Consider the following 13,562-nt stretch of genomic DNA (forward strand, 5'->3'; position numbering starts at 1 on the left):
AACATGGATATCTTGAACAACCCTTTCCGCGCCTTGCTGGCGGACAAAGCAGTACCGCTGGGCAGCTGGCTGATGGCCGGCACGCCCGTCACGGCCGAAGCCATGGGCTGCGCCGGCTTCGACTGGCTGGTGCTGGACATGGAACACGTGCCCATCGACTACCAGGACGCCTACCAGATCCTGCAAGCCGTGGGCGGCACGCCGGCCTGCCCCGTCGTGCGCCTGGCCTGGAACGACCTGGTGCAGATCAAGCGCGCGCTCGACATCGGCGCGCAAACGCTGATGTTCCCGTTCGTGGAAAACGCGGCGGAAGCGCGCAGCGCCGTGGCCGCCACGCGCTATCCGCAGCCGGGCCAGGCCATTCCCGGCACACGCGGTTTTGCCGCCATGCACCGCGCCAGCCGCTATGGCACCGTGCCCGACTACGCCACGCGCGCCAACGGCGCCGTCTTCTCGATTATCCAGCTGGAAACGCCGGCCGCCCTGGCGCAGCTGGAAGAGATCGCCGCCATCGATGGCGTCGACGCCCTGTTCGTCGGTCCCGGCGACTTGTCGGCCGCGATGGGCCATATCGGCAATATCGGCCATCCCGACGTGCAGGCGGCGATTGCCGACGCTGCCCGCCGCGCCCGCGCCATAGGCAAACCGATCGGCATTGTCGGCCCTTCGCCGGAAATGGTGCACACTTTCATCCATTACGGCTATGACTACGTGGCCATCGCCTCGGACATGGGCATGATGATGCGCCAGGCCAACGCCTTCATCACGGCCCTGAAACCGTCGCTGGCGAAAGCCCTCGACACGGGTGCCTACTAATTATTTTGTTGCAACGCACGTAGCGCGCTCAGACGCGTCATTCGCATCTTTTGGAGACAAGCATGTCAGGTGTAAAACTGGAAAAGGTCGTCAAGAAGTACGACAACGGCGTCGAAGTCATTCATGGCATCGACCTGGAAATCAAGCAAGGCGAGTTCGTCGTCTTCGTCGGCCCATCGGGCTGCGGCAAGTCCACCCTGATGCGCATGGTCGCTGGGCTCGAATCCATCACGGGCGGCACCATCTCCATCGAGGGGCAGGTCGTCAACGACCTGCCGCCGCGCGAGCGCGACATCGCCATGGTGTTCCAGGACTATGCGCTGTACCCGCACAAGTCCGTGTTCGACAACCTGGGCTTTGGCTTGAAGCTGCGCAAGTTCCCCAAGGCGGAAATCGAACAGCGCGTGCGCGCCGCCGCCACCATCCTGAAAATCGACCACTTGCTCGACCGCAAGCCGCGCGCCCTGTCCGGCGGCCAGCGCCAGCGCGTGGCCATGGGCCGCGCCATCGTGCGCCAGGCCAAGCTGTTCCTGTTCGATGAACCGCTGTCGAACCTGGACGCCCTGCTGCGCTCGGAAATGCGCACGGAAATCAAGAAGCTGCACCACCGCATCGGCGCCACCACGATTTACGTCACGCATGACCAGGTCGAAGCGATGACCCTGGCCGAGCGCATCGTCGTGCTGTCCGGCGGCAACATCATGCAAGTCGGCACGCCGGACCAGATCTACAACGAACCCGTGTCGAAATTTGTCGCCGGCTTCACCGGCTCGCCGCCGATGAACTTCCTCGGTGCCAAGGTGGCGCGCAATGGCGCCGGCCAGACCGAGATCGTGCTGGGCGCAGCCCGCCTGGCCCTGCCGGCCGAGCGCCAGGCTGCCTGCGGCAAGCTCGACGGCCGCGCCGTGGAATTCGGCATTCGCCCGGAAGACATCACCCTGGAAGCGGCCAGTCCCGCCAGCGCCGCGCTGGCCGCGACCGTCGTGGTGGTCGAGCCGCTGGGCGCGGAAACCCTCGTCATCTTCCAGTGCGAAGGCGGCGAATTGACGGCGCGCCTGCCGCCCACGTTTGCCCTGGCGCCAGGGCAGCAAGTCACGGTACAGCTGGACATGGAGAAATTCCATCTGTTCGATCCGCAGGGCGGCGCGGTTCTGCCATCCCGATAAGCCGCGCACAAGCGGCATTTCCATACCAAAACAGGAGACAAACATCATGCGCATCAAATCCCTCGTCCTGGCGCTCGGCGCCACTTTCGTCCTCGCTACCGGCGCGCAAGCGCAAACGGTCAAGGTTTTCGTCGGCGGCCAGGAGCGCCCCGAAGTCATGCGCGAACTGTTCGCCAAATTCATGGCCGCCAATCCCGGCGTCAAGATCGACCTGGAAACGGGCGGCGCCACGTCCGAATTGCAGCAGAAATACCTGAACACGGTGCTGTCGGCCGGCGACACCACCCTGGACGTCTTCCTGATCGACATCATCCGCCCGGCGCAATATGCCTCGGCTGGCTGGATTGAAAGCCTGGACAAATACCTGGGCGCCGACCGCGACAAGATCATGGGCCAGTACCTGCCCGCCTACAAGCAAGCGAATATGGTCGACAACAAGGTCGTGGCCCTGCCCGCCTTTGCCGACGCCATGTTCCTCTACTACCGCAAGGACTTGCTGGCCAAGTACAAGCTGGCGGCACCGAAAACCTGGGATGAGCTGGCCACCGTGGCGCGCACCATCCAGGCCGGCGAAAAGAATCCGGAATTGCAAGGCATCAGCTTCCAGGGCAAGGCCATCGAAGGCGCCGTCTGCACTTTCCTGTTGCCGTACTGGAGCCAGGGCGGCGAACTGGTCACCAATGGCAAGCTGACCCTGGACAAGCCCAAGGCGGAAGCGGGCCTGGCCATGTGGCGCAAGCTGGTCGACCAGGGCGTGGCGAAAAAGAACATTGCCGAAGTGGCTACCGACGACACGCGCAAGGAATTCCAGGCGGGTAATGTCTTGTTTGCCGTCAACTGGGGCTATGCCTGGAACCACTTCCAGGATGGCGCCGACAGCAGCGTGAAGGATAAAGTCGGCGTCGTCAGCCTGCCGGCCATGGCGGGCGGCAAACCTGCCTCGTGCATCGGCGGCTGGCAGTGGGCCGTGTCCTCGTTCTCGAAGAACAAGGAAGCGTCGGCCAAGCTGGTGCGCTGGCTGTCGAGTCCGGAAGTGTCGAAGCAGCTGGCCATCAAGGCCTCCAACCTGCCCGTCTACCCATCCGTCTACCAGGACAAGGAAGTGCTGGCCGTCAATGGCTGGTTCGCCGACGCCCTGCCGGTGGTGCAAAGCGCCCGTTCGCGCCCCGTCACGCCGCGCTACAGCGAAGTGTCCGAAGCCGTGCGCGTGAATACGAATGCCGTGATGGCGGGCGTGAAGACGCCGGCGGCCGGCGTGGCCGAGATCGAAAACCGGGTCAAGCGCATCCTGCGCTAACCGGCATGCGCCCGTGCCGCCACGACGGCGGCCCGGGCGGCACACGCATACGCACACCGCAACAGACGAGGAAATCATGAGGCAACGCACCCTGAAAAGCCGCATCACGGACCCCAGCGAAACGACGCTGGCCTGGGTCCTGCTGACGCCGGCGATTCTGTTTTTACTGCTGATCGTGGCCTACCCGGTCAGCAAACTGATCTACAACAGCTTTTTCGACATCCGCCTGTCCGGCGGCGGCCTGCCCAGTTTCGTGGGCCTGGACAATTACAAAATGGCGCTGGAAGACAGCCTGTTCTGGAAGTCCTTGAAAAACACCATCATCATCACCGTCGTCACCGTGCCTGGCGCGCTGGTGGCGGGCCTGGGCCTGGCCATGCTGGCCAACATGCCGTTCAAATACCGCTGGCCCGTGCGCCTGGCGCTGCTGCTGCCGTGGGCCTTGCCGCTGGCCTTCGTCGGCCTGATCTTCGCCTGGTTCTTCCACAGCGAATACGGCCTGGTGAACGACATCATCCGCCGCATCGACCTGCTGATCCCCGGCCTGGGCTGGGAACCGCAAATCTGGTTCAACTCGCCCGCGCTGACCATGGCCGCCATCTGCATCACGACCATCTGGAAAACCTCGTCGTTCATGGCCCTGATTTTGCTGGCCGGCCTGCAAACCATCCCCGCCTCGCTGTATGAAGCGGCCGAAGTGGACGGCGCCAGCAAGTGGAAGCAATTTACGGAAGTGACCCTGCCGCTCTTGGTGCCATCGATGCTGGTGGCGCTGATCTTCCGCACCTTGACGGCCATCCAGTCCTTCGATATTCCGTACAACATGCCCGGCCCTGGCGATGAAACCAAGACCCTGGCCATGTACATCCAGTCCAATACGGTGGACTACCTTGACGTGGGCTACGGCTCGACCCTGGCGGTGTTCATGTTCCTGCTGTCGATGGCCACCACGTTTGTGTATCTGAAATATGTAAGAGGAGACAAAGAATGAGCGGCCTGTTTTCATCGAAGCGCCTGCGCTGGTTCGCCGCCGCGATCGTCATCCTCAACGGCGTCTTTCCCGCCCTGTGGATTCTTTTCACCTCGCTGAAGACCGAGAGCGAACTGACGCAAAAGCCGATCACCTACTGGCCGCACGAACCGACCATCGGCAATTTCATCTCGGCCTTCCAGGACCAGCCGCTGCTGACGTTCCTGACCAACAGCCTGATCGTGGCCGGCCTGTCGACCCTGCTCAGCCTGTTCATCAGCGCGCTGGCCGCGTACGCGATCGCCCGCTTGCGCCTGCGTTTCCGTGGCCTGATCCTGACGGCCATCATCGGCGTGTCGATGTTCCCGCTGGTGACCCTGATGGTGCCGCTGTTCGAAATCATGCGCAGCCTGGGCTTGCTGAACTCCTACTGGGCGCTCGTGCTGCCGTACACGGTGCTGAACCTGCCGATTTGCACCCTGATGATGGTGAGCTTTTTCCAGGATATTCCGCGCGACATCGAGAATGCGGCCATGCTCGACGGCTGCACCCGCCTGAGCGCCCTGTGGCGCATCGTGCTGCCGCTGGCCGCGCCGGGCGTGGCGACGGCCGCCATCCTCGCGTTCGTCAATTCCTGGGATGAGTTCCTGCTGGCGCTGTCGATGAATTCGGCCGTGGCTTACCGCACCCTGCCCGTCGGCATCCAGCTGTACCAGGGCGAGTTCGCCTTCCCGTGGCCGATCATTTCGGCGGCGCTGGTGGTGGCCATCGTGCCCATCGTCGTGCTGATCGTGATCTTCCAGGAAAAGGTCGTCAGCGGCCTGACCTCGGGCGGCTTGAAGGGCTAAGGCGAAGACATGGACCACCAGTCTCCCTTCACCCTGGCGCACGGCGACTGCCGCGCCGACGTCCACCCGGCCACGGGTGGCGCGCTGGCGGCGCTGCGCTGGCGCGGACGCGACATCCTGCGCGCCGCGCCGGCCGCTGCCGACGTGCGGCAGATGGCCTGCTATCCTTTGGTGCCGTATTCGAACCGCATCGGCAACGCCGTGCTGCAGGCGTCGGAACAGACGTATGCGCTGCGCGCCAATTTCCCGCCCGAGCCGCACAGCATCCACGGCTTTGGCTGGCAGCGCGCCTGGCACGTGGCGGCGCGCACAAGCGACAGCGCCGAACTGCTGCTCGTGCATGGCGGCGACGCGGACTGGCCATTTGCCTGCACGGTGCAGCAAACCGTGCTGCTCGACGATGCCGGTCTGCGCCTGACTTTATCGGTGCGCAATGACGACACGCGCGCCATGCCCGCCGGCCTGGGATTTCACCCCTACTTCCCGCTGGCGCCTGGCCTGCGCCTGCAAACGCAATGGGATGGCGTGTGGAGCATGGGCGACGACCGCTTGCCGGCCGGCCTCGCACCAGTGGCGCAAGCGTCGCCATTCGCCACGCCGCAGCCGGTGGCCGGCTGGCAGGCGGACAATTGCTACAGCGGCTGGACGGGCCGCGCCAGCCTCGATTACGGAGATTATGCCGTGCAGCTGTCGGCCAGCGACAATTGCCGCCACCTGGTCTGCTTCGCGCCCAACGACGAGCGCGGCTTCATTGCGCTGGAACCCGTCACGCACGCGAATAACGCGTTCGCGCTGGCCGCGCGCGGCGCGCACGCCACGGGCATGCGCCTGCTGGCGCCCGGCGAGAGCCTGCACATCGCCATGCGCCTGGCCATGGAAGACACTGCGGAGAAACAGCATGCGTGAATGGCAAGCCGAACTCGTGCTCGACACGCGCGCCCAGCTGGGCGAATGTCCGCTGTGGAGCGTGGCCGAACAATGCCTGTACTGGATCGACATCGCCGGGCGACGTCTGCACCGCTACGATCCGGCGACAAACCTCGACCGCGTCTGGTGGGTGCCGTGCGAGCCGGGCTGCATCGCCCTGGCTGAAAAGGGCGGCCTGGTGGCGGCCCTGCGCGACGGCTTCTACCGTTTCTATCCGCAGGAAGGCTTGCTCGACAAGCTGGCCGATGCACCGTACGACAGCGGCAACATGCGCTTCAACGATGGCCGCTGCGACAGCGCCGGGCGTTTCTGGGCCGGCGCCATGTATGAGCCGCGCACGGCGGAACTGGCTGCCATGTTTTGCCTGGAACGGGGTGCCACGCGCCTGGGCTGGGGACCGCAACACGATCTTGGCGTGAAAGTCAGCAATGGTCTCGCCTTCGCGGAAGATGGAAAATCCCTGTTCCAGTCCGATACGCCAAACCACGTGATCTACCGTTTCGCATTTGACGCGGCCAGCGGCCAGGTGGGCGAGCGCCAGGTGTTTGCCCGCCTCCCCGTCAAAGGCGAAGAGGCCGTGTATGGCGGCCGCCCCGATGGCGCGGCTTTGGATGCGGAAGGCTGCTACTGGAGCGCGCAGTACGAAGGCGGCCGGGTGCTGCGCTTTTCGCCGCAGGGCGAGATCATCGGCATCGTGCGCGTGCCCGTCGCGCGCCCCACCATGATCGCCTTTGGCGGCGCCGACCTGCGCACCCTGTACATCACCAGCGCGCGCGAAGGCGCAAGCGACGATGAACTGGCGCGCCAGCCGCAGGCCGGCGGCCTGTTTGCCGTGCGCTTGGACGTGGCAGGCCGCGCCGAACCCCTTTACCGGGATTGATACCCCACACAACCCTCCCGAGGACAGCATGAACGCCAACATCACTCTTTACCCCAGCCTGCAGGACCGCGTGGTCTTCGTCTCCGGCGGCGGCTCCGGCATCGGTGCTTCCATGGTCGAACACTTCGCCCTGCAAGGCGCGCAAGTGGCTTTTTGCGATATCGACCGCGACGCCAGCGCCGCCCTGGCCGCGCGCCTGGCGCCCCTGTGCCGCCATGCGCCGCATTTCGTGTACAGCGACATCCGCGACATCGCCGCCTACCAGGCCAGTCTGGCCGACGTCGAGGCGCGCTTTGGCGCCATCCGCGTGCTGCTCAATAACGCGGGCCGCGACGACCGCCATTCGCTGGCCGAACTGACGCCCGAGTACTGGGACAACTGCCTGGCCCTGAACCTGAAACACCACGTGTTCGCCATCCAGCAGGTGGCGCCCGGCATGGCGGCCGCCGGCGGCGGCTCCATCATCAACCTCGGCTCCATTTCATGGATGCGCGGGCGCCCCAACCTGGTCGGCTACACCACGTCCAAGGCGGGCATCGCGGGCCTGTCGCGCACCCTGGCGCGCGAGCTGGGCGAAAAGAATATCCGCGTCAACGCCATCGCGCCGGGCGCCATCGCCACGGACCGCCAGGCCGCGCTGTGGCGCGATCCGGAAGAAGACCGGCGTTTCATCGAACTGCAATGCCTGAAATACCGGCTCGATGCGGGCCACGTGGCACGCACGGCCCTGTTCCTCGCGGCCGACGATTCGGACGGCATCACGGGCCAGAACATCATCGTCGACGCGGGACTGGCCCAAGTTTCCGTCGCGGGTTAAGCCGCATCCCCCCATTCAAGGAGAACCCTCATGTTGAACCTGCAAGACGCAAGCCTGTTGAAACAGCAATGCCTGATCGACGGCGCCTGGTGCGACGCCGATGACGGCGCCACCATCGATGTCACCAACCCGGCCACGGGCGACGTGATCGCCACCGTGCCGCGCATGGGCGCGGCCGAAACGCGGCGCGCCATCGCCGCCTCGCACGCGGCCTTCCGGCTGTGGCGCAAGCAGACCGTGAAGGCGCGCGCCACGGTGCTGCGCGCCTGGCATGCCTTGATTTTGCAGCACGCCGACGACCTGGCGCTGATCCTCACCAGCGAGCAAGGCAAGTCGCTGGCCGAAGCGAAGGGCGAGATCGTCTCGAACGCGGCCTACCTGGAATGGTTTGCCGAGGAAGGCAAGCGCGCGTATGGCGACGTCATCGCGCCGCCGTCGAACGACAAGCGCATCGTGGTCATCAAGCAGCCGATCGGCGTGTGCGCGGCCATCACGCCGTGGAATTTCCCGAACGGCATGATCACGCGCAAGGCCGGCCCCGCCCTGGCGGCCGGCTGCAGCATGGTCCTGAAACCGGCGTCGCAAACGCCGCTGTCGGCCCTGGCCCTGGGCGAACTGGCGCTGCGCGCCGGCGTGCCGCCCGGCGTCTTCAATGTGGTGACGGGCGCCGCGCAGGCGATCGGCACGGAACTGTGCCACAACGACCTGGTACGCAAGATCACGTTTACGGGATCGACGGAAGTGGGCGCCTGGCTGTCGCGCGAGGCGGCCGGCACCATCAAGAAGCTGTCGCTGGAACTGGGCGGCAACGCGCCCTTCATCGTTTTCGACGATGCCGACATCGACGCGGCCGTCGAAGGCGTGCTGATGTCGAAATACCGCAACAGCGGCCAGACCTGCGTGTGCGCCAACCGCATCTACGTGCAGGACAGCATCTACGATGACTTCGCCGCCCGCCTCGTGGCCAAGGTGGCCGAGCTGAAACTGGGCAATGGCCTGGACGCTGGCGTCACGCAAGGCCCGCTGATCGATGAAAACGCCGTGCGCAAGATCGAGCAGCATATCGCCGACGCGCTGGCCAAGGGCGGCAAGCTGGCCATCGGCGGCAAGCGCCACGCGCTGGGCGGCAGCTTTTTCGAGCCCAGCGTGGTACTGGAAGCGAACAGCGACATGCTGGTGGCCACCGAGGAAACCTTCGCCCCGCTGGCGCCGCTGTTCCGCTTCCACAGTGAAGACGAAGTCGTCGCCATGGCCAACGCCACGCAATTCGGCCTGGCCGGTTATTTCTACAGCCGCGACCTGGGCAGGGTCTGGCGCGTGGCCGAAGAACTGGAAGTGGGCATGGTCGGCATCAACACGGGCATGATCGCCAACGAAATGGCGCCATTCGGCGGCGTCAAGCATTCGGGCATGGGCCGCGAAGGCTCGCATTACGGCATGGACGACTTTCTCGATATCAAATATTTGTGCATGGGAGGGATTTGATTATTTAATGTAGGCAAGGCAGGGATCAGCAAGCATACTCATAAAAAACACAGGAGACAAGATCATGCAAACGACATTGCGCAAGACCACATTGGCCGCGGCCATCACCGGCGTGCTTCTCGCGTCGCCATTTGTTAGCGCTAACGCGCGCGCCGACGAACTGAGCGACATGAAGGCCATGCTGGCCCAGCTGCAGGAAAGAGTGGCGCAGATGGAAGCGAAAGCGGCTCAGCCGGCACCTGCCGCGGCACCTGCCGCAGCGATGGCGGCCGCACCGGCGGCGGCCCCCGTGAAACCCGTCACCGGCTTCAACTGGAAGCTGTACGGCCGTGGCGACATCGGCTACACGGTTTCGCGCGGCAAGGATGCCAGCGGGCGCCAGCTGACGAACCACCGCCTGAACCAGGGCGAGATGGCCAGCCGCCTGGGCCTCACGGGCGCCTGGGTTTTCAGCGATGAATACAAGGCCATCTTCGGCGTCGAGACAGGCTTGAACCTGTTCAACGGCAACGCGGGCGGCGGCACGCAAAACAACACCACCTCGTCCGTGCTGTTCAACCGCGGCTCCACCGTCGGCTTTGCGTCGACCACCTGGGGTTCGATCGAAGGCGGCACCATGTACATGGCGCCGTTCTGGGTCTCGCTGGGCGCCGACCTGGCCTCGGCGCACAACTACGGCGCCAATGACTTCAGCGCCCTGTTCTCGCTCACGCGCCCCGAGTCCCTGGGCCGCTACCTGAAAGACCCCGTGACGGGCAACGCCAGCAAGACGACGAGTTTGGCCGGCAACAACTCGGGCACGGCGCTGTTCTACGGCAATGCGCTGCGCTACCGCAGCCCCACCTGGAACAACGTCTCGGCCGAGGTGTCGTATTCGGCCGGCCAGCAGGCGTCTTCCGCAACCGACCTGGAAAACGATGGCCGCAGCTGGGCCGCCAACGTGCTGTACAAAAAGGGCGACCTGTTCCTCGGCTATGCGCACATGGATTACCAGCAGAGCAACGACATCAGCACGGCCGGCACGCCGAATTTCATCAAGCGCAACCAGGTCACCGATATCGTCGGCGCGCGCTACAAGTGGAACGACTTTACCTTGGGCGGCTCCTACACGTCCTACCGCGTGTCGAACGCGGGCGGCTATGCGGCCGACGCCTTTGGCGTCTCGGGCGCGTATGACCTTGGCAAGCACCGCATCGAGGGCAGCCTGGCGCACATCAGCTATGACGGCGTCAACGCCAAAGGCGCGTTCGGCACGAACACGGGCGATGGCGTGGGCAAGCCAAAATCGACGGCCTACTCGCTGGGCTATCTGTACAACTTCCAGCCTACCCTGTCGTTCTACGCGTACGCCACGCGCATCGCCAACAACAGTCACGCCAAGCTGGGCGTCTTGCAGTTCCGGGGGGACAATAACTACTTCGGCTACAGCCCCGTCGAGCTGACCGCCGGCATGTTCCTCGTCTTTTAATTAGTGCTTAATTGTTGATGCACCGCCGGCCCGCCCGCATGCCCCGCCATGCGGCGGCCGGTTTTCACAGGAGTTGATCGCCATGCAGTACACACTACACCAGGAAAATGACAGCGTCGCCCTGCGCTGCGCCGGCCGCTTGCTGCTGCGCCACAGCGCCGCTGCGCCATGCGTGTTCGTCGGCCAGGGCCGCGAAAGCATGGAAATGTACCGCGGTAACTTCGAGATCGAGGATTACGTCGAGGAGCGCAGCGCCCTGCGCGCGCTGGCCGTCACCGAGGCCGATGGCGCCACTACCCTGAGCTTCGCGCGCCATGCGGGCGATGCACCGCAACTGGTGCTGGCCGTGCAGGCAACGCCGCATGGCCTGCACCTGGTGGTGCGCTATGCGGCGCCGGGCTGGAACCGGCTGTGGCTGCGCCTGCCGGCGGAACAGGATGAACACGTCTGGGGCTGCGGCGAGCAGATGTCGTACTTCGACCTGCGCGGACGCCACTTCCCCCTGTGGACGTCGGAGCCGGGCGTGGGCCGCGACAAGTCGACGCACCTGACGTGGCAGGCGGACGTGACGTCCAAGTCGGGAGGCGACTACTATCACACGAATTACCCGCAGCCGAGCTTCATCTCGTCGCAGCGCTACTGCCTGCACGCGGAAACGACGGCGTATGCGGACTTCGATTTCCGCCAGCCCGATTTCCACGAGCTGCAATTCTGGGCCATGCCCGAGCGCCTGGAATTCATGCTGGCCGAGACCTTCGCCGACCTGGTCGGCGTCGTCTCGCAGCGCTTCGGCCGCCAGCCGCAATTGCCGGCATGGCTACAGAATGGCGCCATGCTGGGCCTGAAAGGCGGCGAGGAGCACGCGCGTACCATCCTGGCGCAGGCGCAGGAGCACGGCTTGCCCGTCAGCGCCCTGTGGTGCGAAGACTGGGTCGGCTTGCGCCAGACCTCGTTCGGCAAGCGTTTATTCTGGGACTGGCGCTGGCAGCCGCAGCGCTACCCTGACCTGAAGAACTGGATCGCCGACCTGGCGAAACAAGACATCCGCTTCCTCGGCTACGTCAACCCTTACCTGTGCAACGACGGCACCCTGTACCAGGAAGCGCTGCAACAGGGCTTTTTGGCGACCGCCATCGATGGCGGCGCCTACCTGGTCGACTTCGGCGAATTCGATTGCGGCGTCGTCGACTTCACCAATCCGGCCGCCGCGCTGTGGTTCGAGGAACGCATCCTGCGCCAGGAAATGCTCGATTTCGGCCTGTCCGGCTGGATGGCCGATTTCGGCGAGTACCTGCCAATCGACCTGCGCCTGCACAATGGCGCCGACGCGCGCCTAATGCACAACGCCTGGCCGACCCTGTGGGCCGAAGTCAATGCGCGCGCCATCGAACGGGCCGGCAAGACGGGCGACGCCACCTTCTTCATGCGCGCCGGCTACACGGGCGTGCAGGCGCACTGCCCGCTGCTGTGGGCGGGCGACCAGTCGGTCGACTTCAGCCGCCACGACGGCTTGCAGACGGTGATCTGCGGCGCCCTGTCGTCCGGCCTATTGGGCAACGCCTACCACCACAGCGACATCGGCGGCTATACGAGCTTGTTCGGCAACCTGCGCACGGCCGAACTGTTCCAGCGCTGGACGGAAATGGCCGTGTTTACGTCGATGATGCGCACGCACGAAGGCAACCGTCCCGACGAGAACTTCCAGTTCTACCAGGATGAAGACGTGTTCCGCCACTTCGCCCGCATGACGCGGCTGCACGTGGCGCTGGCGCCCACCATCCGCGCCCTGGCCGAAGACGCCGTGGCGCGCGGCCTGCCGCTGCAGCGCCCGCTGTTCCTGCACTATGAACACGACCGCGCCACCTACGCCATCCAGGACCAGTACCTGTTCGGCCCCGACCTGCTGGTGGCGCCCGTGCATGCGGCCGGCGCTGCGCGCTGGAGCGCCTACCTGCCGCAGGGCGACGCCTGGATCCACCTGTGGAGCGGCGCCGCCTTCGAAGGCGGCCAGCGCGTGGAAGTCGATGCGCCTTTGGGCCAGCCGCCCGTCTTCGTGCGGCGCGGCTGCGCGCAGCAGGACTTCTTCCTGTCGCTGGCGAAATGAGCCTGGCATGAGCGTGGCGTCGCACCTGCTGTTCCTGGCCTGCGTGGCGCTGGCCAGCGTGGCGCAGAACCTGACGGGTTTTGCGTTTGGCCTGATCCTGCTGGGCCTGACGGCCGTGCTGCACCTGGCCAGCCTGGGTGACGTCGCCAACGTGGTCAGCGTGCTGGTGCTGGTGAATGCGGCCATCACGTTTGGCCGCACGCGTCCGCAGCTGGCCTGGCCCGTGTTCGGCCCATCGCTGGCCGTCAGCCAGCTGGGCGTGGGCGCGGGCGTGGCCCTGCTGGGCTGGTTCAGCGCGCAGCAGGTAAGCCTGCTGCGCTTCCTGCTCGGCTGCGCCATCGTCGTCTGCGCCTTCATGCTGGTGCTGCGCGCCAGCGCGCGTGCACAACAATCCGGCCTGCCCGCCTTCCTGTTTTTCAGCGGCGTGTCCGGCGTGATGGGCGGCCTGTTCGCCAGCGCCGGCCCGCCCATGGTATACCACCTGTACCGCCAGCCATGGCCAGCCGACATGATCCGCCACTCGCTGATCGTGCTGTTTGCCGCGAATGCCGTGCTGCGCCTGGCCCTCGTGCTGGCGCACGGCCAGTTCAGCATGACGGCCCTGTGGCTGACGCTCGAAGCCTTGCCGCTGGTGATGGGCCTGACGTGGCTGGCGCGCCGCCATCCTTCGCGCCTGCCCATCGAACACGTGCGCCGCGCCGTCTTCGTGCTCCTGCTGATCGCCGGCCTGGCCCTCGTGCTGCCGCCCGTACTGTCGCTGCTTGCCTGAGGCGGCGCCTTTTCC

At 65.4% G+C, this 13,562-nt stretch carries 12 protein-coding genes; all 12 read left to right on the top strand.

Going from position 1 to position 13,562, the window contains the following annotated elements; all coding sequences use genetic code 11:
- Positions 1-3 precede the first annotated feature (3 nt).
- The 12 genes from P9875_RS18820 to P9875_RS18875 all read left to right on the top strand — a co-directional run bounded on the left by P9875_RS18820 (position 4) and on the right by P9875_RS18875 (position 13,547).
- On the top strand, positions 4-816 hold the full coding sequence (locus P9875_RS18820; RefSeq protein WP_278316259.1) for an HpcH/HpaI aldolase family protein: 813 nt from the start codon (positions 4-6) through the stop codon (positions 814-816).
- A 62-nt stretch (positions 817-878) separates the two neighbouring features.
- The gene (locus P9875_RS18825) at positions 879-1,982 is read left to right on the top strand and encodes an ABC transporter ATP-binding protein (RefSeq protein ID WP_278316260.1); all 1,104 of its coding nucleotides are present in this window, start codon (positions 879-881) and stop codon (positions 1,980-1,982) included.
- Positions 1,983-2,028: 46 nt separating this feature from the next.
- Positions 2,029-3,279, top strand: a complete 1,251-nt coding sequence (locus tag P9875_RS18830) for an ABC transporter substrate-binding protein (RefSeq protein WP_035819750.1) — start codon at positions 2,029-2,031, stop codon at positions 3,277-3,279.
- Between the two features lie 76 nt (positions 3,280-3,355).
- The gene (locus P9875_RS18835; protein ID WP_176389274.1) at positions 3,356-4,270 is read left to right on the top strand and encodes a carbohydrate ABC transporter permease; all 915 of its coding nucleotides are present in this window, start codon (positions 3,356-3,358) and stop codon (positions 4,268-4,270) included.
- Positions 4,267-5,097, top strand: coding sequence for a carbohydrate ABC transporter permease (locus tag P9875_RS18840; RefSeq protein WP_034755232.1), 831 nt, complete (start codon positions 4,267-4,269; stop codon positions 5,095-5,097). The genes P9875_RS18835 and P9875_RS18840 overlap by 4 nt, the downstream gene beginning before the upstream one ends.
- A 9-nt stretch (positions 5,098-5,106) precedes the next feature.
- Positions 5,107-6,003 carry an aldose 1-epimerase gene (locus P9875_RS18845; protein WP_278316261.1) on the top strand — a complete coding sequence of 299 codons (897 nt, stop codon included), beginning with the start codon at positions 5,107-5,109 and terminating at the stop codon, positions 6,001-6,003.
- Positions 5,996-6,904, top strand: a complete 909-nt coding sequence (locus P9875_RS18850; protein WP_278316262.1) for an SMP-30/gluconolactonase/LRE family protein — start codon at positions 5,996-5,998, stop codon at positions 6,902-6,904. The genes P9875_RS18845 and P9875_RS18850 overlap by 8 nt, the downstream gene beginning before the upstream one ends.
- Before the next feature lie 28 nt (positions 6,905-6,932).
- Positions 6,933-7,721 carry an SDR family NAD(P)-dependent oxidoreductase gene (locus P9875_RS18855; RefSeq protein ID WP_278316263.1) on the top strand — a complete coding sequence of 263 codons (789 nt, stop codon included), beginning with the start codon at positions 6,933-6,935 and terminating at the stop codon, positions 7,719-7,721.
- A gap of 30 nt (positions 7,722-7,751) precedes the next feature.
- Entirely contained in the window at positions 7,752-9,206 is a 1,455-nt protein-coding gene (locus P9875_RS18860; protein ID WP_278316264.1) for an NAD-dependent succinate-semialdehyde dehydrogenase, read from the top strand.
- Between the two features lie 64 nt (positions 9,207-9,270).
- Positions 9,271-10,674: a porin gene (locus P9875_RS18865; RefSeq protein WP_278316265.1), complete on the top strand. Its 1,404-nt coding sequence runs from the start codon at positions 9,271-9,273 to the stop codon at positions 10,672-10,674.
- 82 nt (positions 10,675-10,756) lie between these two features.
- The gene (locus P9875_RS18870; protein ID WP_278316267.1) at positions 10,757-12,778 is read left to right on the top strand and encodes an alpha-glucosidase; all 2,022 of its coding nucleotides are present in this window, start codon (positions 10,757-10,759) and stop codon (positions 12,776-12,778) included.
- Between the two features lie 7 nt (positions 12,779-12,785).
- Entirely contained in the window at positions 12,786-13,547 is a 762-nt protein-coding gene (locus P9875_RS18875; protein ID WP_035819764.1) for a TSUP family transporter, read from the top strand.
- The last annotated feature ends 15 nt before the right edge of the window (positions 13,548-13,562 follow it).

Origin of the sequence: Janthinobacterium rivuli (assembly GCF_029690045.1) — a bacterium.
Lineage (GTDB): Bacteria > Pseudomonadota > Gammaproteobacteria > Burkholderiales > Burkholderiaceae_D > Janthinobacterium > Janthinobacterium rivuli.

Bases quoted from the DNA above. Each gene is read 5' to 3' on its own strand.
- P9875_RS18870 (WP_278316267.1), top strand. From the start codon at position 10,757: ATGCAGTACACACTACACCAGGAAAATGACAGCGTCGCCCTGCGCTGC.
- P9875_RS18820 (WP_278316259.1), top strand. From the start codon at position 4: ATGGATATCTTGAACAACCCTTTCCGCGCCTTGCTGGCGGACAAAGCA.
- P9875_RS18865 (WP_278316265.1), top strand. From the start codon at position 9,271: ATGCAAACGACATTGCGCAAGACCACATTGGCCGCGGCCATCACCGGC.
- P9875_RS18840 (WP_034755232.1), top strand. From the start codon at position 4,267: ATGAGCGGCCTGTTTTCATCGAAGCGCCTGCGCTGGTTCGCCGCCGCG.
- P9875_RS18850 (WP_278316262.1), top strand. From the start codon at position 5,996: ATGCGTGAATGGCAAGCCGAACTCGTGCTCGACACGCGCGCCCAGCTG.
- P9875_RS18830 (WP_035819750.1), top strand. From the start codon at position 2,029: ATGCGCATCAAATCCCTCGTCCTGGCGCTCGGCGCCACTTTCGTCCTC.
- P9875_RS18845 (WP_278316261.1), top strand. From the start codon at position 5,107: ATGGACCACCAGTCTCCCTTCACCCTGGCGCACGGCGACTGCCGCGCC.
- P9875_RS18825 (WP_278316260.1), top strand. From the start codon at position 879: ATGTCAGGTGTAAAACTGGAAAAGGTCGTCAAGAAGTACGACAACGGC.
- P9875_RS18860 (WP_278316264.1), top strand. From the start codon at position 7,752: ATGTTGAACCTGCAAGACGCAAGCCTGTTGAAACAGCAATGCCTGATC.
- P9875_RS18835 (WP_176389274.1), top strand. From the start codon at position 3,356: ATGAGGCAACGCACCCTGAAAAGCCGCATCACGGACCCCAGCGAAACG.
- P9875_RS18855 (WP_278316263.1), top strand. From the start codon at position 6,933: ATGAACGCCAACATCACTCTTTACCCCAGCCTGCAGGACCGCGTGGTC.
- P9875_RS18875 (WP_035819764.1), top strand. From the start codon at position 12,786: ATGAGCGTGGCGTCGCACCTGCTGTTCCTGGCCTGCGTGGCGCTGGCC.